Origin of the sequence: Amorphoplanes digitatis (assembly GCF_014205335.1) — a bacterium.
Classification (GTDB): Bacteria; Actinomycetota; Actinomycetes; order Mycobacteriales; family Micromonosporaceae; genus Actinoplanes; species Actinoplanes digitatus.
Genome location: NZ_JACHNH010000001.1, coordinates 4,324,128 through 4,347,725, shown reverse-complemented (window position 1 = coordinate 4,347,725; position 23,598 = coordinate 4,324,128). Strand labels below are relative to the sequence as shown.

Annotated in this window: 25 protein-coding genes; 10 read left to right on the top strand and 15 right to left on the bottom strand. The window is 72.8% G+C overall.

The window, feature by feature from the left end:
* Positions 1–352: 352 nt before the first annotated feature.
* Genes BJ971_RS18935 through kdd form a run of 6 tightly spaced genes read right to left on the bottom strand, consistent with a single transcriptional unit; the run spans position 353 to position 6,857 of the window.
* Positions 353–1,624 carry a glutamate mutase L gene (locus tag BJ971_RS18935; protein WP_184994578.1) on the bottom strand — a complete coding sequence of 424 codons (1,272 nt, stop codon included), beginning with the start codon at positions 1,622–1,624 and terminating at the stop codon, positions 353–355.
* A complete protein-coding gene (kal, locus tag BJ971_RS18930; protein ID WP_184994577.1) occupies positions 1,621–1,986 on the bottom strand; it encodes a 3-aminobutyryl-CoA ammonia lyase in 366 nt (121 codons plus the stop codon). Before kal ends, BJ971_RS18935 begins: the two co-directional genes overlap by 4 nt.
* Positions 1,983–2,717, bottom strand: a complete 735-nt coding sequence (kamE, locus tag BJ971_RS18925; protein ID WP_184994576.1) for a lysine 5,6-aminomutase subunit beta — start codon at positions 2,715–2,717, stop codon at positions 1,983–1,985. Before kamE ends, kal begins: the two co-directional genes overlap by 4 nt.
* The gene (kamD, locus tag BJ971_RS18920) at positions 2,714–4,270 is read right to left on the bottom strand and encodes a lysine 5,6-aminomutase subunit alpha (RefSeq protein WP_184994574.1); all 1,557 of its coding nucleotides are present in this window, start codon (positions 4,268–4,270) and stop codon (positions 2,714–2,716) included. The genes kamE and kamD overlap by 4 nt, the downstream gene beginning before the upstream one ends.
* Positions 4,270–5,811, bottom strand: coding sequence for an amidohydrolase (locus tag BJ971_RS18915; protein WP_184994573.1), 1,542 nt, complete (start codon positions 5,809–5,811; stop codon positions 4,270–4,272). Before BJ971_RS18915 ends, kamD begins: the two co-directional genes overlap by 1 nt.
* A 5-nt stretch (positions 5,812–5,816) precedes the next feature.
* Entirely contained in the window at positions 5,817–6,857 is a 1,041-nt protein-coding gene (gene kdd / locus BJ971_RS18910; RefSeq protein WP_184994571.1) for an L-erythro-3,5-diaminohexanoate dehydrogenase, read from the bottom strand.
* Between the two features lie 132 nt (positions 6,858–6,989).
* On the opposite strand from kdd, the gene BJ971_RS18905 reads away from it, so the two are divergent.
* Positions 6,990–8,366 carry a KamA family radical SAM protein gene (locus BJ971_RS18905; protein WP_184994569.1) on the top strand — a complete coding sequence of 459 codons (1,377 nt, stop codon included), beginning with the start codon at positions 6,990–6,992 and terminating at the stop codon, positions 8,364–8,366.
* A 63-nt stretch (positions 8,367–8,429) separates the two neighbouring features.
* Here the strand turns inward: BJ971_RS18905 and BJ971_RS18900 are convergent, their stop codons facing one another.
* From BJ971_RS18900 to BJ971_RS18885, 4 genes are all read right to left on the bottom strand, one after another.
* Positions 8,430–8,621 (bottom strand): CsbD family protein, encoded by a 192-nt coding sequence (locus tag BJ971_RS18900; protein WP_184994568.1) that lies wholly within the window; start codon positions 8,619–8,621, stop codon positions 8,430–8,432.
* Positions 8,622–8,775: 154 nt separating this feature from the next.
* Positions 8,776–9,756 (bottom strand): hypothetical protein, encoded by a 981-nt coding sequence (locus tag BJ971_RS18895; RefSeq protein ID WP_184994567.1) that lies wholly within the window; start codon positions 9,754–9,756, stop codon positions 8,776–8,778.
* Positions 9,753–10,295, bottom strand: a complete 543-nt coding sequence (locus BJ971_RS18890) for an RNA polymerase sigma factor (protein ID WP_184994566.1) — start codon at positions 10,293–10,295, stop codon at positions 9,753–9,755. The genes BJ971_RS18895 and BJ971_RS18890 overlap by 4 nt, the downstream gene beginning before the upstream one ends.
* The gene (locus BJ971_RS18885) at positions 10,292–10,456 is read right to left on the bottom strand and encodes a hypothetical protein (RefSeq protein ID WP_184994565.1); all 165 of its coding nucleotides are present in this window, start codon (positions 10,454–10,456) and stop codon (positions 10,292–10,294) included. Before BJ971_RS18885 ends, BJ971_RS18890 begins: the two co-directional genes overlap by 4 nt.
* 121 nt (positions 10,457–10,577) lie before the next feature.
* On the opposite strand from BJ971_RS18885, the gene BJ971_RS18880 reads away from it, so the two are divergent.
* A complete protein-coding gene (locus BJ971_RS18880; RefSeq protein WP_184994564.1) occupies positions 10,578–10,892 on the top strand; it encodes a hypothetical protein in 315 nt (104 codons plus the stop codon).
* A 15-nt stretch (positions 10,893–10,907) separates the two neighbouring features.
* On the opposite strand, the gene BJ971_RS18875 is transcribed toward BJ971_RS18880, so the two are convergent.
* A complete protein-coding gene (locus tag BJ971_RS18875; RefSeq protein WP_184994563.1) occupies positions 10,908–11,075 on the bottom strand; it encodes a hypothetical protein in 168 nt (55 codons plus the stop codon).
* A gap of 138 nt (positions 11,076–11,213) precedes the next feature.
* Between BJ971_RS18875 and BJ971_RS18870 the strand changes: the two genes are divergently transcribed.
* Positions 11,214–12,143, top strand: coding sequence for a proline dehydrogenase family protein (locus BJ971_RS18870; protein ID WP_203709157.1), 930 nt, complete (start codon positions 11,214–11,216; stop codon positions 12,141–12,143).
* 27 nt (positions 12,144–12,170) lie between these two features.
* Here the strand turns inward: BJ971_RS18870 and BJ971_RS18865 are convergent, their stop codons facing one another.
* From BJ971_RS18865 to BJ971_RS18855, 3 genes are read right to left on the bottom strand one after another with little or no spacing between them, the layout of a single operon-like run.
* Positions 12,171–12,620: an Lrp/AsnC family transcriptional regulator gene (locus BJ971_RS18865; protein ID WP_184994562.1), complete on the bottom strand. Its 450-nt coding sequence runs from the start codon at positions 12,618–12,620 to the stop codon at positions 12,171–12,173.
* 43 nt (positions 12,621–12,663) lie between these two features.
* Positions 12,664–13,806, bottom strand: coding sequence for an acyl-CoA dehydrogenase family protein (locus BJ971_RS18860; RefSeq protein WP_184994561.1), 1,143 nt, complete (start codon positions 13,804–13,806; stop codon positions 12,664–12,666).
* A 9-nt stretch (positions 13,807–13,815) separates the two neighbouring features.
* Positions 13,816–14,637, bottom strand: coding sequence for a polysaccharide deacetylase family protein (locus tag BJ971_RS18855; RefSeq protein ID WP_203709156.1), 822 nt, complete (start codon positions 14,635–14,637; stop codon positions 13,816–13,818).
* A 48-nt stretch (positions 14,638–14,685) separates the two neighbouring features.
* On the opposite strand from BJ971_RS18855, the gene BJ971_RS18850 reads away from it, so the two are divergent.
* The 7 genes from BJ971_RS18850 (at position 14,686) to BJ971_RS18820 (ending at position 22,829) form a co-directional block, all read left to right on the top strand.
* Complete coding sequence (locus BJ971_RS18850) at positions 14,686–15,597, top strand: 5'-3' exonuclease (RefSeq protein ID WP_184994560.1); 912 nt, start codon at positions 14,686–14,688, stop codon at positions 15,595–15,597.
* Positions 15,598–15,651: 54 nt separating this feature from the next.
* Positions 15,652–16,998 carry a serine hydrolase domain-containing protein gene (locus BJ971_RS18845; protein WP_184994559.1) on the top strand — a complete coding sequence of 449 codons (1,347 nt, stop codon included), beginning with the start codon at positions 15,652–15,654 and terminating at the stop codon, positions 16,996–16,998.
* The gene (locus BJ971_RS18840; protein ID WP_184994558.1) at positions 16,995–17,588 is read left to right on the top strand and encodes a GNAT family N-acetyltransferase; all 594 of its coding nucleotides are present in this window, start codon (positions 16,995–16,997) and stop codon (positions 17,586–17,588) included. Before BJ971_RS18845 ends, BJ971_RS18840 begins: the two co-directional genes overlap by 4 nt.
* 127 nt (positions 17,589–17,715) lie before the next feature.
* Positions 17,716–17,910, top strand: a complete 195-nt coding sequence (locus tag BJ971_RS18835; RefSeq protein WP_184994557.1) for a hypothetical protein — start codon at positions 17,716–17,718, stop codon at positions 17,908–17,910.
* Positions 17,877–20,639 carry an ATP-binding protein gene (locus BJ971_RS18830; protein ID WP_239087235.1) on the top strand — a complete coding sequence of 921 codons (2,763 nt, stop codon included), beginning with the start codon at positions 17,877–17,879 and terminating at the stop codon, positions 20,637–20,639. The genes BJ971_RS18835 and BJ971_RS18830 overlap by 34 nt, the downstream gene beginning before the upstream one ends.
* Positions 20,640–20,800: 161 nt before the next feature.
* Positions 20,801–21,535: a flagellar basal body-associated FliL family protein gene (locus tag BJ971_RS18825; protein WP_184994556.1), complete on the top strand. Its 735-nt coding sequence runs from the start codon at positions 20,801–20,803 to the stop codon at positions 21,533–21,535.
* Positions 21,536–21,611: 76 nt separating this feature from the next.
* The gene (locus tag BJ971_RS18820) at positions 21,612–22,829 is read left to right on the top strand and encodes a cytochrome P450 (RefSeq protein ID WP_203709155.1); all 1,218 of its coding nucleotides are present in this window, start codon (positions 21,612–21,614) and stop codon (positions 22,827–22,829) included.
* Between the two features lie 15 nt (positions 22,830–22,844).
* Here BJ971_RS18820 and BJ971_RS18815 read toward each other — a convergent pair whose 3' ends face one another.
* Positions 22,845–23,504 (bottom strand): Bax inhibitor-1/YccA family protein, encoded by a 660-nt coding sequence (locus BJ971_RS18815; RefSeq protein ID WP_184994554.1) that lies wholly within the window; start codon positions 23,502–23,504, stop codon positions 22,845–22,847.
* Between the last annotated feature and the right edge of the window lie 94 nt (positions 23,505–23,598).

Sequence of the window (23,598 nt, the reverse complement as noted above, 5' to 3'; positions counted from 1 at the left end):
CCTTCCGGGCCCGGTGGGTCATGGGCCTCGCGTGGCCTTCGGACCGACCCGCCGCGGGCTGGCTGCCCCCGTCACGCCGTTGTCTACTGGCCACGTTCCACCCCGACCGACACCGGGACAGCGCGGCCGGTCCGCGCCGCTCCGCCGACCCCCACCCCCTGGACCTGGCGTACGCGGGCACTCGAGAAGGGTGCGGGCGTGGCCAGTGGGCGAAGAAACGAAGCGAACAACAGCCGCTTCCCGAAGTAGGACCTGAAGACGGTACGTCGGACCCCCGGCCGTCTGTCAACCGTCGTCCCGGTGCCCGGGCGTGTCGCATCCCCCGGCGTGTCCTACCGTTCCCCCGCGGGGATTACAGAGCGTGCAGCAGGCCGGCCGCGGCCGCCGGATGGTCCACGGCGAGCAGGCCCGCCGCGGCCAGCACGTACCGGGTGTCGACCGTGCGGCGCGCCGCCGCCGGTGCCGCCCAGCCGCCCGCGGTGTCGCCCAGGACCGCGTCCAGGACCTCGTCGCCACCGCCGTGTCGCAGCACCCCGCCGGAGCCGACGACCAGCCGCACGTCGCGCAGGTCCCGCCCGCCGGTGCGCGGCAGGCCGGGCCCCGGCGAATGACCGCGGGCGTGACGCCGCAGCGCGATCATCGCCGCCGTCGCCGCCAGCCGCCGGTCGGTGCCCGCGTCGTACGGGCGCCCACCGCCGATGTCCGGCGCCGGCAGCTTCTCGGCCGCCGCGGCCACCACCACGCCCGGCGCGCCCACCCCGACACCCAGGTCACCCTCGACCGTGCGGGAACGCCACAGGGTGCCGGCGACGTCGCGGCGCGGACCCGTCTCGGCCTCCGCGTCCGGCACCAGCGCCGAGTACACGTCCGTGGTCGCCCCGCCGACGTCGACGACCAGCACCCCGGCGCCGGTGCCGTCGGCGAGCAACTCCACCCCGGCCAGGACCGCGTCCGGTGTCGCCGCCCGCACCAGCGACGCGAACCGGGTGCCGCGCGAGAGCCGCTTGCCGCCGATGACGTGCCGCAGGAACACCTCCCGGATCGCCGCCCGCGCCGGCCCCGGCTCCAGCTCGCCGATCCTGGGCAGCACGTTGCCGGTCACCGTCACCGGGATCCGCCGCGCCGCCAGCACCCCGGCGGCCTCCTGCCGCACGTCGGCGTTGCCGGCCACGACCACCGGCACCCGCAGCCGGGAGGTGCCCAGCCGGCGGGCGTTGTGCAGCAGCACCTCGCCGTCGCCGCCGTCGGTGCCGCCGACCAGCAGGATCACGTCCGGGCGCGAGGCGCGCAGCGCCGCCACCGCCCGCCCGTCGAGCGGGCCCGCCGCGACGTGCACGACCTGCGCACCCGCGGACAGCCCCACCCGGTGCCCGGCCTCGGCGGTCACCAGCGACTCGTACCCGACGACGGCGAGCCGCAGCCCGCCGCCGGCCGACGAGCACACGTACATCTGCGCGCCGCCGGCGCCGCCGAGCTCCGCCACCGCATGATCAAGACCGGTCAGGACGTCGGTGTCGGAGGTCGTCGGCACCTCCGCGCGGCCCAGCAGGACACCGCCGGCGAGATCGACAAGGCAGGCCTTGGTGTACGTGGACCCGACGTCGACGCAGACCGCCGTGCTCAAGACTTCGGCGGCACGACCACGGTGCCGGTGGCGGTCACCGCGACGATCGGCTCCGCGAGGACCTCGGCCGCCGACCCGCCCGTGCCCCGGCACACCACCACCGACGCGAAGTCGATCAGCCGCGACCGGGTGCCGACCTTGGTCACCGTCGCCGTGACCTCCAGGACGTCACCGGCCTGCACCGGCGCCTTGAACTGCACGTCGGAGTACGACGCGAACAGGCCCTCGTCGCCGTCCATCCGGATGCACACCTCGGTGGCGACGTCGCCGAACAACCCCAGCGAATACGCGCCGTCGACCAGGTTCCCCGCGTAGTGCGCGTGCGCGTACGGCACGTACCGGCGATGCGTCACGGTGATCAAGAAGAGCTCCCCACGATTGCGTGAACCAGATAAGAGGCGACCTCGCGCGGCGTCGTACCCCGGGTGAAGATCCGGTCGACGCCCAGCTCGCCGGCCATCAGCTCGTCGAAGCGCGGCCCGCCGACGATCAACAGCGGACGCCGGCCCGCCGGCAGCGCCTCCCGGAACGCCGCCGACATCGCCCGCGTGTTCTGCAGGTGCGCGTCGCGCTGCGTCACCACCTGCGACACCAGCACCGCGTCGGCCTTCTCCGCCCGGGCCGTCTCCACCAGCTCCGGCACCGACACCTGCGCGCCCATGTTGGTCACCGACAGCTCGCTGTAGTACTCCAGGCCCTTCTCCCCCGCGATGCCCTTGAGGTTCAGGATCGCGTCGATGCCCACCGTGTGCGCGTCGGTACCGATGCACGCGCCGACCACCTTCAGCCGCCGCCGCAGCCGCCGCTTGATCACCGCGTTCACCTCCTTGGCGCTCAGCAGCGGGAAGTCACGCTCGACCACCTGCACCTTCTCGGTGTCGACCAGATGGCTCACCCGGCCGTACACGACGAAGAACGTGAACCCGTCGCCCATCTGCTTGGCGTGCACCAGCAGCGCCGGGTCCATGCCCATCTTGTTGGCCAGCTGCACCGCGGCGCCCTCGGCCCGCTTGTCGTGCGGGATCGGCAGCGTGAACGACAGCTGCACCATCCCGTCACCGGTGGTGTCCCCGTAGGGCCGCACAATGCTCATGCTTCCAGGGCCTCCGTCACGGGGTTGTAGTAGCCGTCCTCATGCCTGGCGACACCGTCGAGGCCCTTGCCCCGGTCCGCCGGCCGCTTCATGATCCCGAAGGTGCCGTCGGCGATCGCGTTGAGCATCGTGTCGTCGACGATCCGTTCGAGGAGCTCGATCGCCTCACCGAGCACCTCGTGCGCCCGCGACTGGATGAACCCGCCCGGCGCCGGCACGAAGTCCTCGTGCAGGTTCCCGGCACCGTTGAGCACGTACCGCACGTTCTGCAGCGCGATGTCGCGGTCCGACAGCCACGGCGTCACCACCGCCTCCGTCATCATCCCGACCAGCAGGATCCCCTGCCCGGTCAGCGCGCCGACCAGGTTGAAGAACCCGTCCAGCAGATTGCCGCGGAACACGTCCCCGGTCATGTGCTTGGTCGGCGGCATCCACTTCAGCGGCGCGTCCGGGAACAACTCCCGCGCCAGCAGCGCGTGCGCCAGCTCCAGCCGGAACGACTCCGGCAACTCCGGGTTGATCTCGAACGCGTGCCCCAGCCCCAGCTGCCAGTCCGCCAGCCCCGCCTCGTGCGCGAAGAACTCGTTCAAAAGCTGCGACACCGTCACCGTGTGCGCCGCCTCGACCGCGTCCGCGGTCGTCAGGTAGTTGTCCTCACCGGTGTTGATGATGATCCCCGCCCGGGCGTGCACCTGCCGGGAGAACCGCTGGTCGACGAACGTGCGGATCGGGTTGATGTCGCGGAACAGGATCCCGTACATCGAGTCGTTGAGCATCATGTCGAGACGCTCCATGCCCGCCAGCGCCGCGATCTCCGGCATGCACAGCCCCGACGCGTAGTTCGTCAGCCGCACATACCGGCCCAGCTCCTTCGACGTCTCGTCCAGGGCCGCCCGCATCAGCCGGAAGTTCTCCTGCGTCGCGTACGTGCCCGCGAAACCCTCCCGGGTCGCACCCTCCGGCACGTAGTCCAGCAGCGACTGCCCCGTCGACCGGATCACCGCGATCACGTCCGCGCCCGCCCGGGCCGCCGCCTGCGCCTGCGGGATGTCCTCGTAGATGTCCCCGGTCGCCACGATCAGATAGATCCACGGCCGCTGCTTCGGATCCCCGTACCGCTTGATCAGCCGGTCCCGCTCGGCCCGGCGCCGGTCCACCAGCTTCAGGCCCGCGCCGGTCGCCCGCTTGGCGGCCCGCCGGGCCGCCGTCACCTCGGCCTTCTTCTCCGGTACGGCGAAAGTGACGGCACCGGCCGCCGCCTTCTGCGCCAGCACCGTCACGTCCTCCAGGCCCTGCGCCGCCAGGGCGTGGAACACCGGCACCGCGACACCCTGACCGAGACCCACGTCCGCGCGCACCGCGTCCACCAGGCGATTCACCCACGGAATACCGTCGGAGTCGGCACCCGACACCCCGGCCAGGCGCAACACCGCCCGCTCCACCGACACCGTCGTGTGCGAGCGCGCCAGGTCGACGACCGGCTGGCCCGCCTTCCTGGCCAGCGCGCGCGCCCGCCGCACGACGCGGGGATCCAGACCAAGCTTGTTCACCACTACTCCTCGAAGATCGTCTCGCCGTGCAGCACCGTGCGCCGGCACACCGGCCGCGCCGGCACCTCACCGTCGGGCCCCGGCAACAGCACCGGCAGCCCACCCTCGACCCCCGCCGGGGTGTCCCACACCGCGAACGTCGCCGCCGCACCCGGCGACAACACCCCCGCGTCATCCACGCCGACGGCCCGCCAGCCGCCCCGGGTGCTCGCCCCGAACGCCGCACGCACACTCATCCGGTACACCGGATTACGCGGCGCCGCCGCGGCCACCACCGCCGCCCACGGATCCAGCGGCGTCACCGGCGAATCCGAACCGAACGCCAGGCTCACCCCCGTCGCGTACATCGCACCGATCGGGTTCGACGCCATCGCCCGCGGCACACCCAGGCGCTGCGCGTACATCCGGTCCGGGCCGCCCCACAGCGCGTCGAAGACCGGCTGCACGCTGGCCACCACCCCGAACTCCACCAGCCGGGCGATCATCGGCTTGTCCGCCAGCTCCACGTGCTCGATCCGGTGCCGGCCCTCCCGCAGCCGGTCCACACCGACCTGCTTCGCCGCGATCGCGAACCCGTCCAGCACCGCCTCGATCGCCGCGTCCCCGATCGCGTGGAAGCCGCCCTGCACACCCACCTCGACGCACTCCAGCAGGTGCGCACCGGCCTGCTCCGCCGACACGAACGACTCGCCGCAGCCGCCGCCGTCGAGATACGCCGAGCGCACCGACGCCGTGCGCGAACCCAGCGCGCCGTCGGCGTACAGGTCACCGGCCGCGCCGACCGCGCCCAGCTCCCGGGCCTTGACCGCGCCGCCGAGCTCACCCCAGTAGCCGTACACCCGCGGCAGGCCGTCACCGGACAGCGCCAGCACCGACTCGAAGTCCGCCTCGCTCGACGTGCCCGGCCCGCCGCACTCGTGCACCGCCGCGACACCCCGCGACGCCGCCAGCCGCAGCGCCGAACGCTGCGCCGCCGTGCGCTGCGCCGCCGTCAGCGAACCCAGCGCCACCGCACGCACCGCGTGATGCGCGTGCTCGCGCACCCAACCGGACGCGGCGTACCCCGGCACCCCCTCGACGCCGGGGCACGCCGCCAGCAGAGACCGCGACGCCAGCGCCGAATGCACCGACGCCTGCGACAGATACACCCGCCGGCCCGCCGCGGCCCGCTCCAGCTCATCCGCGCTCGGCGGATCCTGCACTACCCACGTCGACTCGTCCCAACCATGGCCGTGCACCACCGCATCCGCCGCCCGCGTCGCCGCGAACGCCGACACCGCCTCCAGCAGCTCACCCGCCGAACGCACCCCGGACAGCTCCAGCCCGTCCGCGGCAAGACCCGTGTCCGTCGCGTGCACATGCGCATCCACGAAGGCCGGCGTCACCAGCGCGCCGCCCAGATCCACCGTGGCGTCCGCCGCCGGCGCGTCCGCCACCGCGCCCAGCCACACGATCCGCCCGTCACGCACCAGCATCGCCGTCGCCCGCGGATCGGCGGCGGAATAGAAACGACCGTTGGAGAACAGCACCGAGGGGAGAGTCATGAACGTCAGTGTGCCGCGATCCGCGACTCGAACAGAGCACGCACCGCGGGAGTGCGCCGCACCACATCGAGCGCGAACTCCGCATGGCCCGGCACGTACCCGTTGCCGACCAGCATCGTCACGTCCGCCGCCAGGCCCTCCGCGCCCAGCGCCGCCGCCGGGAAGCTCGTCGCCATCGAGAAGAAGATCACCGTGCCGCCGGACGCCGTCGCCAGGATCGCCCCGTGCTCACAACCCGGTACGTCCACGCACACCACCGTGACCGTCGCCGGCGCGCCCAGCGCCGCGACGACCGCCGACGAGACCGCCACCGGATCCCGCGCGTCGGCGACCGCGACGTGATCGGCCAGCCCGGCCGCCGTCAGCGTCTCGCGCTCCGCGTCCGAGACGACCACACCGACCGTACGCGCACCGGCGAGCCGCGCCGCCGTCAGCGCGAGGGAGCCGCTCTTGCCCGCCCCGCCCAGCACGGCGACCGTCACCGGCTGCGCCGCACCCGCGTAGGACCGCACGATCCGATCGGTCAGCGCCGGCGCGCCGCACACGTCGAACACCGCCAGGGCCAGCTCCGGCGCCAGGTCCTCGGGGAGCACCGCCACCACCGAACGGCCGAACAGGATCGCGTGACCCGCGGCCGGCACCTGCTCGCCCATGCCGTCCCAGCCGGCGAGGCCGTCCGAGATCGCCAGGGGCGTCAGCGTCAGCGACACCAGCGTGGCCACCCGGTCGCCGGCCTTCACCGGCAGCGGCGACTCCGGGCCGACCTCGTCGACGACGCCGATCAGCATGCCGCCCGAGCCCGTCACCGGGTTGTGCATCTTGCCCCGCGTACCGATGATCTCCAGCACCTCGGCGCGCACGGCCGCGCCGTCACCGCCGTGCTTGGTCGCCAGCTGCCGGAAGCTCGCCGCGTCCAGGTTCAGCCGCTCGACACGGATCCGCACCTCGTCCGCGCCGATCTCCGCTCGCGCGTCCAGGCGCCACGCCGCCTGCGGGAGCACACCCGCAGGCTCGAGCACCCGGTTCAGCCCCACCGGAAACGTCATGCCCACCATCCTCACGAGAAACAGACTGCCGCCCGCCCGTCGTACCGTAAATCCTCCGGAGCGACGGTTACTAGACCGCAGATTCTCCAGTATCGTCGGTAGTGATCGCTCCCCCACCCCCAGGAGGCCCCGTTGACCCAGCTCCAGAACGACGCCGCCACCGAGGCAGGGCAGCCCTACGACTACCGGCGCCGCACCCTGGTCGAGCCCGACTGGACCCGATTCCCCGGCTGGCGTGACATCACCGCCGCCCAGTGGGAATCCGCCCAGTGGCAGCGCGTCAACTGCGTCAAGAACATCAAGCAGCTCCGCGCCGTCATGGGCGACCTCCTGGACGAGCGCTTCTACGCCGACCTGGAGACCGACCAGCAGCGCCTGGCCACCATGTCGATGCTGATCCCGCCCCAGATGCTCAACACCATGGTGCCCGACAAAACGCCCGACACGGAGTCTTTCTACGCAGACCCCATCCGGCGCTACATGCTCCCCGTCGCCACCGACCGCCACCTCGACTGGCCGTCACACCCGCACTCCGCCCGCGACTCCCTGCACGAGCACGACATGTGGGTCGCCGAAGGCCTCACCCACCGCTACCCCACCAAGGTCCTCGCCGAGCTGCTCAGCACCTGCCCGCAGTACTGCGGCCACTGCACCCGCATGGACCTCGTCGGCAACAGCACACCCACCGTCGACAAGCTCAAGCTCACCCTCAAGCCCGTCGACCGCTACGACGCCCACCTCGCCTACCTCAAGGCACACCCCGGCGTACGCGACGTGGTGGTCTCCGGCGGCGACGTCGCCAACGTGCCCTGGAAGCAGCTCGAGACGTACCTGATGGGCCTGCTCTCGGTCCCGACCGTCCGCGACATCCGGCTGGCCACCAAGGCCCTCGCCGGCCTGCCCCAGCACTGGCTCCAGGGCGACGTCGTCGAGGGCCTCAACCGGGTCGCCATCACCGCCGAGCGCCGCGGCGTCAACCTCGCCGTGCACACCCACGTCAACCACGTGAACTCGCTGACCCCGCTGGTCGCCAAGGCCACCCGGACCCTGCTCGAGGTCGGCGTCCGCGACGTGCGCAACCAGGGCGTGCTCATGCGCGGCGTCAACGCCACCACGGCCGACCTGCTCGACCTCTGCTTCGGCCTACAGGGCGAGGCCGGCATCCTGCCGTACTACTTCTACATGTGCGACATGATCCCCAACGCCGAGCACTGGCGCGTGCCGGTCTGGTACGCACAGCAGCTCCAGCACGACATGATGGGCTACCTGCCCGGCTACGCCACCCCGCGGATCGTCTGCGACGTGCCGTTCGTCGGCAAGCGCTGGGTGCACATGCTGGCCGAGTACGACCGCGAGCACGGCATCTCCTACTGGACGAAGAACTACCGCACGTCCATCGAGACGACCGACGCCGAGGCGCTCAGCAAGCTCTACGCGTACTACGACCCGATCGACACGCTGCCGCAGTCCGGCCAGGACTGGTGGCGCAAGCAGCAGGTCGCGGAGTAACTCCGCACACCGAAGGGCCCCCGGGGAATCCCCGGGGGCCCTTCGCGGTCTATTGGTCCGCGCTCAGCTGAGCGCGTCGCGTGCGTCCTTGCCGGCGTCCTTGACGTGCTCGCCGGCCTGCTTGGCCTTGGCGGACATCTCCTGAGCCGTGCCCTCTGCGACGAGCCGCTCATTGTCGGTGGCGTCGCCGACGCTCTGCTTCGCCTTGCCGGTCAGCTCTTCCACCTTGTTCTTGACCTTGTCGGTGAAGCTCATCGTGAACCCTCTCATCGAGTCAAAACCAAGTTGTTCTTGCTGGTGAAGGGGTGCCCGAAGGGCTCCTCTTTGAAACACCGCCCAGTTCCGAACGGGTGAGGTGACCCGGCGCACCGCGCGTAAGGCGTCCTAGGATCCTTGGATACAGGGCTGTTCAGCGGCCGGCGGGTGACCGGACACCGTTGGAGTCATGCACCTGCCGGCCACGGATCTCGTAGAGGTCCGGGCCGATCATGGCCGAGTCGGCTCGGACCTGGCCGCGCCAGGTGTCCGACGGCCACCGGGTGGCACTGGACCACAGGAGTCCGTCGAGGGTGAACCGGCCCAGCGCGACACCGCTCAGATCGGCCCCGGCGAAGTCGTGGCGCGCCCGGTCCAACGCTGTCGCCCAGGCCGCGGCGAGCACGGCGTTGCCCTCGGGGCAGCGGTCGACGTCGCGTTCCAGGCTCGCGCGGAGACGATCGCCGAGATGCCCGGCACGCTCGCGGGCCAGGTCTCGCAGCTGCGCCCGGATCTCGTCGAGGCGTACGGCCATGCTCCGGGCCAGGTCACCCGCGGCTCGGGCGTCACCCCTGTCGAGGGCACGGTCGAGGTCGCCGGCCATGCGCCGGATCGTGTCCGCGTCACGCGTCTCCGCGAAGTCGCCGAGCCGTTCGAACGCCAGGTCCAGCCCCCGGTCGAGAGCACCACCGCGAGCCAGGCCGCCGACTTCGGTACGTGCCCGGCGCAGCACTTGACGGGAATCGGTCGACCGGCCCAGTTCGGCGAGCACGGCAGCGGTGAGCGCGCGGACGATGGCGACGGCGAACAGGCCCGCGAGTGCGTCCAGGGCCGGTTCCAGGCGGTGCCCGAGACGGTACTCCAGCGTCTGCGCCCCCAGCAGATCGGCGACCAGACCGAGGGTGGCGTGCGGATTCCGCTCGGCGGCCGACTCTGATTCGCCGGCCTGCGGTTGCGTATCCGGCACGATCGCGCGCAGGCCGCCGTCGACGTCGATCGCTCGCCGCATGCGGTACCCGGCGTCCCGGTGGTGGGCCCGCAGCAACAGGTCCCGCAGTCCGCCGTCGACATCGAGCAGCCCGGCGAGGCGGGCCGCGGTCGCGGCGTGAAGCCCGGTGAGAGCGTCGTCGTTCACTGCGGCCCCTCCCCTGGTGCTCGGATGTGCGCCGCCAGCGCGAGGCGGGCCAGGCGCAGGTTGCCGCGTACCGCCTCCGGGCTGATGCGCAGTTCCTCGGCGATCTCGATCGGCCGGTAGCCGTCGAGGGTCCAGGCCATCACCTGCCGCTGCCGCCACGGCAGGGTCCGCAACAATTGGATCACCTCGTCCTGGAACTCCCACTCGGCCGTGTCGTGATGCACGGGAAGCAGCGGGCTGTCGGCGTCGAGCTCGGCGGCCGACTCCGCGGCGGTGACGCGGCGGACGAACTTGCGGGACGCGACCCGGCGTGCCCAGGCTCGGGGGAATGTGATGCCGGACCACCCGCGATAGGCGTCGATCATCGTCTCCTGCGCGAGGTCGGTGGCGTCGGCCAGGTCCGCGCCCATCCAGACCAGGAAGTTGACCAGGCCACCGATCTCCCGGCGGTAGAAGTCGGCGAATGTGTCGGCGCCGGTGCGCGCGGGCGCGGCGACCGGCGCACGATCCTCCGGCGGCGGGTCCAGGAGTCCGTTCACCGCGCATGGGTCCGTCTGGCATCGAGCGTGATGTGAATGTGGATCGGGCGATCAATGACCCGCCGATTCCGCTCGGCCCGCCATTGCAGCCAGACGCCGACCACCGGGACCAGTGCTCCGAGCACCAGCGCCCCGACGCCCACCATGTCCGCAACGGACATGAGACCCCCTTCCTTCACCGTGTGCACCTCTCACCGGATTAGTGCGGTGCGGGGTGCACGCCGTGAAGGGCGAGGCGACGAATTCCACAGAACGTGCGCAGAGTGGCCGGGCCGTCGACGCGTGCGTGACATCGCCGGCCGATCCGTGTTCGTCTGCATCGACGCCATGGGCAACGTGCTGCACGCGAAGTACCTGGACTCCGAACATCTCTCTGTCGTCTACCTGCCCGGCTGGTACTACGAGGTGGCCGCGCCCGCCTTCGACCTGACCGTCGAGAACCGGATCCGGGGCGCGGCGCAGACCATCGCGCGGCCGCAGGGCGGCGAGCCGGTCGAGTACGAACCCCTGGCCTTCGGCTACGCGTTCGCGCCGGCGCGCGGTTTCGGCATCACCGAGACGGAGACCGGCGCGGCGACGGACCCGGAACCCGCGTGAGGCGTCGAACGAGCGTCAGGCCGTCCAGCCCAAGCGGATGCGCCAGGCGTCCTCGTCGCCCTCGCGCGGGTCCTGGAGGACGTGAAGCACCGGCTGGACCGGAATCATCTGCTCCGGGGTGATCCGTGGCGGCAGCCGGCGGTAATCCTCGGCGGGACGCTCGGCTCGCGCGGTCTTCTCCATGCACAGACGGTAGGCCGACCCCGCAATCCGCACAATCCTCATCCGCTCCCCCGGCCGAAGGCGGGGGTGGTCCGGGCGGTGACCGGGCGCACGTCGCGTAAAGCATCCTAGGATGAATGGTTGCGGCAGACTTGGGTGGTGATCGATGACCCCCGGCAGGCGGCACAGGTGTTGCGGACGATGGCGCTCGACGAGGAGCTGAAGGCGCGGATACCCGGCGACCCGGTGCTCGGACCCCTCGCCCGTAAGGTGGCCGCCCGTTACGTGGCCGGTGAGACGACGGCCGAGGCACTCGCCCGGGTCGCCGAGGTCCTCGGCCGGGGGCATCGGGCCAACGCCGAGTACATGGGCGAGAGCTGCCGTGACCCCGAGCGGGCCGGCCGCGAGACCGACGTCTTCGTCGACCTGGCCCGGCGGCTGCCGGCCGGCTGCTCGGTCTCCCTCGACCTGTCGCACATCGGCCTGGCGATCTCCGACGACCTCGCCCTCGAGAACGGCACGCGCATCGCCGAGGCCACCGCCGCCACCGGGCGCGAGATGATCATCTCGGCGGAGGGCTCCGGGCGCACCGACGCGGTCCTGGCCGTGCACCGCCGGCTCTGCGAGCGGTTCGGCCACGTCGGCGTCACGGTGCAGGCGCGGCTGCACCGCACCGCGGAGGACCTGGCCGGCCTGCTCGCCCTCCCCGGCCGGATCCGCCTGGTCAAGGGTGCGTTCCTCGAGCCGGAGACCATCGCGTACGCGCGTGACGACAAGGTCCTTGCGGACGCCTACCTGCGCTACGCGCAGCTGCTGGCGGGCTCGGCGCACCTGTGCTCGTTCGCCACGCACGACTGGGACCTGATCCACGCGGTGGACGACCTGCTCGGCGACCCGTCCGCCGCCGCGCCGTGGGAGTTCGAGACGCTGCTCGGGCTCGGGCCCGACCGGCTCGCGGCGATGGCCGAGCGGGGGCACCCCACCCGCGAGTACGTCGTCTTCGGCACCGAGTGGTGGCTCTACGTCTGCAACCGCCTGGCGGAGGACCCGAACCGGCTCTTCCAGGCCGTCGTCGACGCCGCGGCCTGAGTGCCGGGCCACTGCCCGTACGGCGTCCTAGGACACTTCGATGCGGGGCGGGCGGTTCTCGTACGGGGTGCTCAGCACGACCGTGGTGCGGGTGGTGACGTTCGCCGCCGTGCGGATCTCCTGTAGCAGCCGCTCGAGGTCCGCCGGGCTGGCCACCCGGACCATGAGCAGGTAGAAGTCCTCCCCCGCGACCGAGTAGCACGAGTCGATCTCGGCCAGGTGCGCCAGCCGCTCGGGCGCGTCGTCGGGCTGCGACGGGTCGAACGGGCGGATCGCCACGAACGCCGTCAGCGGCAGCTCGAGCGCCTCGTAGGACACCTTGGCCGTGTAGCCGCTGATCACGCCGCGCTGCTCCAGCCGGCGTACCCGCTGGTGGACCGCGGAGACGCTCAGGCCGACCCGCTCGGCGAGATCGGTGTAGGACAGCCTGCCGTCCACGGTGAGGGCTCCGACGATCGCCCGGTCGATCTCTTCCACGGCGTCAACTTACCGGGCGCGCGGCCCCGGCACCGACCCGGTTTCAGCCCCGGATCAGCGATCGGCTGATGACCAGGCGCTGAATCTGGTTGGTGCCCTCGACGATCTGGAGCACCTTGGCCTCGCGGAACCAGCGCTCGACCGGGTGGTCGCTGACGTATCCGGCCCCGCCGAGCACCTGGATCGCGTCGGTGGTCACCCGCATGGCGACGTCGGTGGCGAAGAGCTTGGCCTTGGCGGCCTCGATGGAGAACGGGCGCCCGGCGTCCTTGAGGCGGGCGGCGGCCAGCATCAGGGCGCGGGCCGCGGACACCTGGGTGGCCATGTCGGCGAGCATGAAGCCGATGCCCTGGAACTCGCCGATCGCCCGGCCGAACTGCTCGCGCTCCCGGGCGTACCCGGCGGCGTAGTCGACCGCGGCTTGCGCGAGCCCGACCGCGCAGGCGGCGATGCCGAGCCGGCCCGCGTCCAGCGCCTGCATGGCGATCCGGAAGCCGGAGCCCTCCTCGCCGACCAGGCAGTCGGCCGGTACCCGGACGCCGTCGAAGACCATCTGCGCCGGCGCCGAGGAGCGCAGGCCCATCGTGCGCTCGGGCGTCTGCGGCAGGATCCCGGGCGTGGCGGCGTCGGCGACCACGCAGGAGATGCCGGCGGCGCCGGGGCCGCCCGTGCGGCAGAAGATGTTGTAGAAGTCGGCCTGCCCGCCGTGGGTGATCCACGCCTTGGTGCCGGTGACGACCCAGTCCTCGCCGTCACGCACGGCCCGGGTGGTCAGGGCGGCGGCGTCCGAGCCGCCCTGGGGCTCGGAGAGGCAGTAGGCGCCGAGCAGGTCGCCGCCGAGCATGTCAGGCAGCGACTTGCGCTGCCGCTCGCCGCCGTACGCGGCGGTCGGGAAGCAGGAGAGGGTGTGCACGCTGACCGCCTCGGCGATGGCCAGCCACGAGCCCGCGAGGATCTCCAGGACCTGGAGATAGACCTCGTAGGGCTGGCCGGCGCCGCCGTCCGCCTCGGCGTAGGGCAGGCCGAGCAGCCCGGCGCCGCCCAGGGTGCGCAGCACCTCGCGGGGGAACTCGCCCCGCTCCTCGAAGCGGGCCACCCGGGGTGCGAGCTCGCCGGCGGCGATCTCCCGGGTCAGGCCCAGCAACTCGTACGCCTCGTCCGTTGGCAGGATCCGCTCGACCGTCACCCCTTCAGCTTAACGAACGTTAGGACGGTCGTCTCCCCCACCGGTAACTATCGAGCGATGATCGACAAGGGTGATGTCCTCCGCGGCCAGCAGCGCGGCCGCTTCCGGAGATGTCAGGAAATCATGGTCGGTGGCGCGAACCCGCCAGCCCGGGTCGATCCGGCGCGCTTCGTCGTCGGCCAGGCCCGGGTGCACGGCCCACTCGCTGGTGCCCTCGGGCAGCGCGCGCAGCAGTTCGGCGTACCGGAGGAACTTGGTCTCGGGGTCGAGCCGGAAGCTGTCCAGGAAGTCGTGGTCGGTGACCGGGCGGCCCAGGCGCCGCAGGCGCCGCCGGGCCGGGCCGAGCCAGGCGCGGACGCCCAGGCCGTGCTCGCCGGCGAGCGCCAGGGTCACCTCGAAGAGGTCCTCGCGGCCGCCGTCGGCCAGGCAGTGCCAGTCCAGGTGCGTCGGGCTGAGCCCCGCGTCGAGCACCGCCCGGATCTGTGCCCGGAACTCGACGGCGACCTCCTCGGCGCGGGCCTGCGCGAGCAGCGCCGGCACCCGGTCCGGAGCGAAGAACTCCCCCGCGCCGTCGAGCAGCGACGGCACCCGGGCCCGCGCGGTCAGCGGGCCCCAGCGGTACGCCGGCGTGTCGCAGAACAGGGTCAGGTGTATGCCGAACGGCAGGTGCGGGCGGTCCCGCAGCAGCGACATCGCCTCGAGCGCGGCCGGGCACGGCGGCATCAGGCTGCACGAGCTCGCGATGCCCTCCTCGAGGGCGCTCAGCACGCCCGCGTTGACCGCCGGGTACATGCCGAAGTCGTCGCAGTTGATGATCAGACGTCGTCCCACCGAGCCAGGCTCGCGCAAAGTGTCACACCGCGCGACTAGGTTTGGTGCGTGACTGAGCGACCCCTGCTGGCCGTCGACGCGCCCAGCCTGTATTTCCGTGCGTTCCACGGGATCCCCGAGTCCGCCGCGCGGACCTCCGCCGGCGAGCCGGTCAACGCGATCCGCGGCTTCCTCGACATGATCGCCCAGCTGGTCCGGACCCGCCGGCCCGACCGGCTGGTCTGCGCCCTCGACGCCGACTGGCGGCCGGCCTGGCGGGTCGCGCTCGTCCCGTCCTACAAGCGGCACCGCGTCGCGCACGGCGCCGTCGAGGAGGTGCCCGCGGCCCTGGAGAAGCAGGTCCCGGTCCTGCTCGAGGTGCTCGCCGCGGTGGGCATCCCGGCGTTCGGGGTGGCCGGCTACGAGGCCGACGATGTGCTGGGCACGCTCGCCGCCACCCAGGCCGCCCCGGTCGAGGTCGTCTCGGGCGACCGCGACCTGTTCCAGCTGGTCGACGACGCGCGCGGCACGCGGCTGCTCTACTGCGGGCGCGGGGTCGCCAAGCTCGAGGACAGCGACGACGCGGCGGTCCAGGCCAAATACGGCGTGCCGCCCCGGTGGTATGCGGACTTCGCCGCGATGCGGGGCGACCCGAGCGACGGCCTGCCGGGCGTGCCCGGCGTCGGCGAGAAGACCGCGGCCCGCCTGATCGCGCGCTACGGCGGCGTCGAGGAGATCCTGGCCGCGCTCGACGACAAGGACGCCGGGTTCGCGCCGGGCCTGCGCATCAAGCTGGACGGTGCCCGCGACTACCTGACGGCCGCCCTGCCGGTGTGCCGGGTCGCGCTGGACGTGCCGCTGCCGCCCTTCGACGCGACCCTGCCGGCCGCGCCCCGCGACGGCGACGCGCTGCTGGCGCTGGCCGAGCGGTGGAACCTCGCGGGTTCCGCCCGCCGCCTGGTCGACGCCCTGGCCGGCTGAGCCGCCGCCGATGGAGGTGGTGCGCGGCGGGACCGTCGGGAAGACTCGTCGTCCATGAAGGACGAGGAACCGGCCCTGCGCTGGCCCGGACTGCTGGACCGCCTCGACCGGCACGGCGCGTCCGGCCTGCCGTCGCCGGACGTGGCGAGCCTGCCGGAGCTGATGGACACCTACCGGATACCGGGCGCCGGCATCGCGGTCGCCGACCTGGACGGCCGGTCCTGGGCGGCCGGCTACGGCACCACCGGCGGCGCGGCGCCCGTGCCGGTGCGCGGCGACACCGCGTTCCAGGCCTGCTCGATCAGCAAACACGTCGCCGCGTTCGGCGCGTTGCGGCTGGTCGCCGACGGCGTGCTGGACCTGGACGCCGACATCCACGACTACCTGACCGCCTGGCGCCTGCCGGCCGGCGTGACCGTCACGCCGCGCCAGCTCCTGGCGCACACCGCCGGACTGACCTACAACTGGTTCCGCGGCTACGGCCCGGACGAACCCACCCCGTCGCTGTCGCAGACCCTGCGGGGCGCGGCGCCGGCGAACACGCCGCCGGTGCGGGCCGCCCTGCTGCCGGGCAGCCGGTTCCGCTACTCGGGCAGCCACTACGCCGTGTTGCAGCGGCTGATGGTCGACGTGACCGGCGCGGCGTTCGACGACCTCATGCGCACGCTGGTGCTGGAGCCCCTCGCCATGCGCGACAGCAGCTACGACCAAGGCTTTCCGCACCGGCGGCCGGGCTCGGTCGCCGCGGGCCATCACCGCGCCGGCACCCCCGTCCCCGGCGGCTGGCAGACCCTGCCGGAGATGGCCGGCGGCGGCCTGTGGAGCACGCCCGCCGACCTGCTCCGGCTCGAACTCGAGCTCGCCCGCGCCGCCGCCGGAGAGTCCGCGCTGCTCGGCCGGGACCTCGCCACCCAGATGCTGACGCCACAGCTACCCGGCGGCAGCTACGGCCTGGGCACCGAGCTCCACGACACACCCGGCCACCGCAAGTTCGGCCACACCGGCGAGAACGTCGGCTACACCTGCTTCTCGTTCGCCTGGCCCGACACCGGCGCCGCGGTCGCCGTGATGACCAACTCCGAGGACACCCGCGAGGTGCTGACCGCCATCCTCACCACCGCCGACCGCGAGTACGCCACCGCCGAGGCCGCCACGCCGCCGGACGACGTGACGGGCCGCTACCTGCTCCGCGACGACTTCCCCCTGGACGTCACGGCCACCGACGACGGGCTCACCCTCACCGCCGCGGGCCGGCCGCCGGTCGTCCTGCTGCCCCTCGAAGGCGGCCGCTACCGGCATCCCGGCCTCGACCTGGAGATCGGCTTCCGGCTCGAGCTCATGGAGCTGCGCCAGGAGGGCGTCACGCAGACCGCGACCCGGATCGCGGACGACCGGCGGTGAGATACCACCTCTCCACGCCGCCCGCCATCGTGGCCGGCGCGCTCTCGGCCCGCGCCCAGCCGGTCATCTCCGCGCCCGGCGGCCTGCTCCTGCGGCCCTGGTCGGCCCGCGACGCGGCGGTCTTCCTCGCCGCCTACTCCGATCCCGAGATCCGGCACTGGCACACCCGCCGGCCCGCGTCCGAGGAGCAGGTGCGCGAGTGGTTCGACCACTACCGCGAGGCCTGGGCGCGGGAGACGGGCGCGCACTGGGCGGTGACCCGAGACGGCGGCGAGGTGCTGGGGCGCGTCGCCCTGGGCGGGCTGAACCTCGACGACGGCGTCGCCGGGTGCGCGTACTGGGTGCTCCCCGCGGCCCGGGGCGCGGGCGTCGCCTCCCGCGCGCTGACGGCGATGAGCGGCTGGGCACTGGGCGAGGCCGGCTTCCACCGCCTGCAACTGGACCACTCGACCCGCAACGACGCCTCCTGCCGCGTCGCCGCCCAGTGCGGCTTCCGGCTGGAAGGCACCAAACGCAGCGACGCCGTCCACTCCGACGGCCGCCACGACATGCACCTGCACGCCCGCATCCGCACCGACGGACCGGCCTAGGTATACCTAGGCCGCGTGCCGCCCGGGCTGAACCCCGGGGCCGGTGAACATAGGTAAACGCTTCCGATGTGGCGGCTCCCTTGTCGACCGAGGATTGATCCATCAGCGGTTGACGAAGGAGAGAACGATGTACATGCACCCGGACATGACCCTGGTTCTGTCGAACGCCCGGCACCGTGAGCTGATCGCCGAGGCCGACCGGGGCCGCCTGCTCGCACTCGCCCGCGCGGCCCGCCGAACCCGCAAGGCCCGGGCGGTGCGCGGACACCCCACCGGTACCCTGGCGTCGTGCGAACCATCCGTGGCGGTGCCAGCCCGGTGATGATCGGGCGGGACGGCGAGCTGCGCCGGCTGGTGCGGCTCGCCACGGCACGGGAGCCCGCGGTCGCGATCATCGCGGGCGAGCCGGGCATCGGGAAGACCCGGCTGGTGCACGAGCTGCTGGCGGCGGTGCCGGCGGGGACCGTCAAGCTGATCGGGCAGGCCGAGCCCGGTTCGCTGTCCCGGCCGTACGAGGTGCTCCTGGACGCCATCGACGGCCGGCCGGAGGTCGACGAGGAGCAGTTGGCGGCGCTCGCCGACCCGAGCCGCAGCCCGGTCGAGCGGCTGCACACCGGTCTCGCCGTCCTGGACGACCTGATCGGCGACGCGCCCGCGGTCATCGTCTTCGACGACCTGCACTGGGCCGACTCGGAGAGCGCCGCGCTGTTCGAGCGGATCGCCGACCAGCGCGGGCCGCGGCTGCTCATCGGGACCTACCGGCAGGGCGAGGTGACCCGGCGCAATCCGGTGGCCGGGCTGCTGGCCCGGCTGGAGCGCCGGCACGCCGTCACCCACCTGTGCCTGGATCGCCTCACGCCCGCGCAGACCGCGGCGTTGCTGGCGGCGGTCACCGGCGCGCCCGCGCCGCCGCGGGCCGCGGCGTCCCTGCACCACCGCACCGGCGGCAACCCGTTCTTCCTGGAGGAGCTGCTGCGCGCCTCGCCCGGCTACGACGTGGAGGCGCTCGTCGAGCAGCCGCTGCCGTGGAGCCTGGCCGACGTGCTGCGCCGCCAGGTCGACGACCTCGACCCGCTCAGCCACCGCGTCGTCGAGGCGGCGACCGTGCTCGGCCACCGGATACCGTTCGACCTGCTCGCCGCGGTGACCGGCGCGGGCGAGGACGAGCTCATCGCCGTGCTGCGAGACCTGGTCACCCGCGGTGTCCTCGTCGAGTCCGGCGAGGACGAGTTCGCGTTCCGGCACGCGCTGGTGCGCGAGGCGATCGCCGACCAGATGCTCGGCCGGCAGCGCCGCCGGCTGCACGAGACCGCGCTCGACGTGCTCCTGAGCGGCGGCTCGTCCGACCCGGCCATGGTGGCGCACCACGCCCGCGGCGCCGGCCGCTACGACGACATGGTCGCCGCGGCCCGCCGCGGCACCGAGCTCTACCTCTCCATCGGCTCCGCCTACCAGGCCCTGCAACTGGCGGAGATGGGCCTCGACGAGGCACCCGAGGACGCCGGCCTGCTCGCCGCCGCCGCCCGGGCGGCGTGGCTGGCCGGGCTGCTCGACGACGCCCGGCGTCACGCCCGGCGCTGGCGGGACCTCGCCGCCGGGACGACCGACCGGGCCGAGTCGCTGTACCTGCTGGTCCGCCTCGCCTGGGAGTCCCGCGACACCGACGAGATGGGTGCACTGACCCGCGACATCGAGACGCTGATCGCGCGGCTACCGCCCGGCGCCGACCAGGCGCGGGCGATCACCGCGATCGCGCAGTCGGCGTACCTGCGCGACGACCTCGACGCCGCCCTGCTCTGGTCCGACCGCGCGCTGGCGCTGGCCGACGAGTTCGACCTGCCGGCGGTACGCCGGGCCGCGCTGATGGAGAAGGGCGCGACGCTCACGGAACGCCCGCAGACCGCCGCCGCCGGCCGGGAGATCCTGTCCGCCCTCGTCGACGAGGCCGAGAAGGCGGGCGAGTGGGTCCTGGCCGCGCGCGCCCTCAAGGACCTGGTGCAGGGCGAGCCACCCACGTCGCCGGCCGAGCACGCCGAGACCCTGGAACGCATGCGGGTCGACGCCGAGCGGGCCGGCTTCGAGTCGCTCGCGGTAGCCTCGTACTTCCAGGGCCGGGCCCGGCTCGCGCTGCGGGCCGGCGACCTCGGTGCCGCGATCGCGGCCCTCGAGGAGGGGCGCGAGCAGGACCGCGGCTACCGGCGGGTGGGCCGCTGGGCCGACTATCACGGCGTCTTCCTCGCCGGGCTCTACCTCGAGGCCGGCGAGCTGGACCGGGTCGAGGGTCTCATCGCCGACCTGACGGCGCTGCCCGACAACCCGCCGGCCACGATCCCCGGCCTCGCGTTCCATCTCGCCTGCCGCCGCGGCGACCTCCCGCGCGCCGAGCAGACCCTCGACGAACTCGTCGCGGCCCTGGCCGGGGAGGCCTGGCGCAGCGGCGAACAGGCGCACGACCTGGTCTCCGCCGCGCTGGAGCTCGGCCTGCCGGCGGACCGGCTCGACCTGCTGGCCGCCACGCTGCTCGACGCCGACGTGTGGGACGCGTACCGGACGCTTGTCGACGCCCAGCTCGCGGAGGCGCGCGGCCGGCACGCCGAGGCCCTCGCGGGCTACCTGTCCGTCGCCGAGGCGCACATCCTCGGTCCGGCGAACCGCGGCACCGTGCGCGTCGGCGCCGCCCGCTGCCTGCTCGCCGGCGACCGGCGCGAGGAGGCCGCCGCGCAGGTGGAGGCCGCCGCGGACCTGCTGGCCGAGTGGCGCGGCTGGCGGGTGGCCCAGCTCGCCGGGGTCCGCGCCCGGCTGGGCATGGCCCCGGTCGACGCGCCTCCGGCGGTCACCGGGCCGGCCGCGCTGACGCCCCGCGAGCGGGAGGTGGCGGTGCTGATCAGCGACGGGCTGACGAACACGGAGCTGGCCCGGCGCCTCTACATCTCGCCGAAGACCGCCGCCGTGCACGTCTCCAACATCCTGCGCAAGCTCGGCGTGTCGTCCCGGACCGAGGTGGGCGACCTCGTCGGGCGCAGGAAGCAGCGCTACGAACAGTCCACGTGAGGTGTTCCTCCGGCCGGCCGAACACCCGGAAGTCGTTCAGGTTCACGCGCTCTACGCCGTTGGGGGTAATCCGTCCGGGTAGGACGAATGCGGATTTTTGCTAGATCATCATTCTGTGTTCAGACTGCGATGCGGCCCGAGCCCACCTGGAAGGACTGCCCATGAGCACGCCCATCGTGACCGAGACCGAGACCCAGCCGGCGCCGCCGGCGCAGCGCCGCGGGCGCTGGATCTTGATCGGCGGCGCGCTGGCCGTCGTTCTGGTTGCCGCCGGTGGGTGGTTCGCGTACGACCGGGTGATCAAGGAGGACCCCGGCGTCGCCGCCTGCAACGCGATGCGCGAGCACGCCGACGCCGTGCAGGGCGGCGCCGCGGCGCCGATGACCGGCGCCGAGTACGCCACGGCGCGGGCACAGTTCGAGGAGTCCCGGTACGACGACATCCGGGAGCACGGCACGTCCCTGATCGACCTGGTGTCGCAGATCCAGAAGCTCGGCAAGGACCCGGGCGCCGGCGCCCTGGCCTACCTCGGCCCCCTCGCCACGCACACCACCGGCCTGCAGACCGCCTGCGCCAACCACGGCGTGACGCTCGACCTGAACCTCGCCGGCGGCGGGGCACCGGCGGGCAAGGCCGCGACGACGGCCTGCGCGGAGGTCTTCCAGCCGGGCAAGGTGGTCGACGAGGGCACGGCGCAGGCCGGCTGCACGGGTCCCGGCGGGCAGGTCCGGTACGTGAGCGCGTTCGAGTGCACCGACGGCCGCCGCCTGTACCAGGTGGACGCGACGACCGGCGCGGCCGCGGGCTACGGATTCGGCGGAAAGCCCTACGTGGCCAGCGCCGACGCGGCGAAGGACGCGAAGTACGGCCAGGCATACCGGTCCTGCGTCGGCTGAGCGCTGAGCTGGGAGTTGCCACTCACCGCCGATTCAGGCATAGATGGTGATCACTAGATTTGCCAGAATCGCCACCATGAGCGACCACGCGGCGACAGTGCGGGAATACGATCTGTTCACCCCCGAGGCGATCGCCAACCCCGACGGCTTCCTGCACCGGGTCCGCGCCGAGAGTCCACTCTCGTGGCTGCCACAGCTCGACGCCTACCTGCTCACCCGGTACGCGGACATCAACGCCGCCCTGCGGGACAGGCGGATGGACAGCGCCAACATGGCCCGGGTCCTGCAACGCCTGACGCCCGCGGAGCAGGAGGAGCTGGCACCGGTGCGCCGGTCCATCGAGATGTGGATGGGCCACACCGTCCCGGCCGACCACGTCCGCTTCCAGCAGCTGCTCAAGCGCTACTTCACCCCGGCGATGGTCGACCGGCTGCGGCCACGGGTGCGCGAGTTCACCAACGAGCTCCTCGACGCCGTCGCGCCCAAGGGCCGGATGGACGTGGTGAGCGACCTGGCGTACCCGCTGCCCGCGAACGTGATCGCCGAGCTGCTCGGCATGCCGGTCACGGACCGCGAGCAGCTGCAGGCGTGGTCGCGCGACATCCTGCCGGTCTTCGGCAGCGACGACGTCGCGCAGCTGCGCCAGGCGCAGCGGAGCATGCTCGAGATGCACGACTATCTGCGGGTCATCGCGGCCGAACGCCGCCGCACACCCGGCGAGGACGTGCTGAGCGCCTTCATGGCGGCCGAGGCCGCGGGCCTGGTCACCGAGGACGAGGCGGTGGCCAACTGCGTGCTGCTGCTGTTCGCCGGGCACGAGACCACCGCGAACCTGATCGCCAACGGACTGGTGCTGCTGTTCGAGAACCCGGACCAGCTGGCCCGGCTCCGGGCCGATCCGGACCTGACGCCGCTCGCCGTCGAGGAGATGCTGCGCTGCGACGGCCCGGCCGGCGTCATCGGCAGGGTCACCACCGAGCCCGTCGAGCTGGCCGGCCACACCGTGCCGGCCGGCAGGCACGTCTACCTCGCGCTGATGGCCGCCAACCGCGACCCGGAGGTCTTCGCCGACCCGGACGTCTTCGACATCTCCCGCGCCCGCAGCCGGGTGCTCAGCTTCGGCATGGGCACCTACTACTGCCTGGGCGCCGCGCTCGCCCGGATGGAGACCGACGAGTGCCTGCGGATCCTGCTCCGGCGCTTTCCCGGGCTGCGGCCCGCGTACCGGACGCCGGACTGGATGCCGACCGTGCCGATCGGCCACCGGCTGGCCTCGCTGCCTGTCACGTTCTGAGGGCCGGTCCGGGCGTCAGCGGTTGCCGCCCCGGAAGATCCGCAGGAAGAACAGGAACACGTTGAGGATGTCGAGGAAGATCGACGCCGCCAGCAGTGGCGCGGAGTTGACGTCGCGGGAGCGCCGCAGCCGCTGGAAGTCGAACATGATGAACCCGGCGAAGATCACAAGGCCCAGCACGGAGTAGATGAGCGACCCGTACGGGATGTTCACGAAGATCAGCACGATGCCGAAGACGAGCAGGGCCACCAGCGCCCAGAAGCACACCCGCGCCAGCGCCGTGAGGTCGCGGCGGGTGGCGTATCCCGCCGCGCCGAACGCCGCGACGAACAGCGCGGTCGCGGCGCCGGCCTGCCAGAGCGCCTGCGGGTCGGTGTTGGCGTAGTAGACCAGCGTCGGCGCGAGCGCGACCCCCATCAGCAGGCCGAACGCCGCCAGCAGCGCGACCGTCGTCTGCCGTGACTTGCGGACGGTGAACTGCATGGCGATCAGGGCGGCGAACGCCACGAGGTACGCGACGAAGGCGATGCCGCTGGAGAGGTTCCGGCCGAGGTACGCGCCGAGGGCGAACAGGCCGGTGGTCCCCGCGACGTAGGCCATCGTCTGCGCGAACAGGGTGTGGCCCCGATCGCGGGCGACGACCCCGGCCGGCTGGTACGGATAGGTCGAGTCCATGACCGCCAGTCTGAACCGGCGCCCGCGCCCGGACACCCTTCGCCAGGGGTGAAACCCGGCCCCGGAACAGCTTGTTAAGAAATTAGAAACATTG

Excerpts from the sequence above, each read along its gene's own strand:
- kamE (WP_184994576.1), bottom strand. The coding sequence starts at position 2,717 with ATGAGCATTGTGCGGCCCTACGGGGACACCACCGGTGACGGGATGGTG.
- BJ971_RS18915 (WP_184994573.1), bottom strand. The coding sequence starts at position 5,811 with ATGACTCTCCCCTCGGTGCTGTTCTCCAACGGTCGTTTCTATTCCGCC.
- kdd (WP_184994571.1), bottom strand. The coding sequence starts at position 6,857 with ATGACGTTTCCGGTGGGGCTGAACCGGGTGCTCGAGCCTGCGGGTGTG.
- BJ971_RS18900 (WP_184994568.1), bottom strand. The coding sequence starts at position 8,621 with ATGAGCTTCACCGACAAGGTCAAGAACAAGGTGGAAGAGCTGACCGGC.
- BJ971_RS18885 (WP_184994565.1), bottom strand. The coding sequence starts at position 10,456 with ATGTCCGTTGCGGACATGGTGGGCGTCGGGGCGCTGGTGCTCGGAGCA.
- BJ971_RS18875 (WP_184994563.1), bottom strand. The coding sequence starts at position 11,075 with ATGGAGAAGACCGCGCGAGCCGAGCGTCCCGCCGAGGATTACCGCCGG.
- BJ971_RS18845 (WP_184994559.1), top strand. The coding sequence starts at position 15,652 with ATGAAGGACGAGGAACCGGCCCTGCGCTGGCCCGGACTGCTGGACCGC.
- BJ971_RS18835 (WP_184994557.1), top strand. The coding sequence starts at position 17,716 with ATGTACATGCACCCGGACATGACCCTGGTTCTGTCGAACGCCCGGCAC.
- BJ971_RS18825 (WP_184994556.1), top strand. The coding sequence starts at position 20,801 with ATGAGCACGCCCATCGTGACCGAGACCGAGACCCAGCCGGCGCCGCCG.
- BJ971_RS18820 (WP_203709155.1), top strand. The coding sequence starts at position 21,612 with ATGAGCGACCACGCGGCGACAGTGCGGGAATACGATCTGTTCACCCCC.
- BJ971_RS18815 (WP_184994554.1), bottom strand. The coding sequence starts at position 23,504 with ATGGACTCGACCTATCCGTACCAGCCGGCCGGGGTCGTCGCCCGCGAT.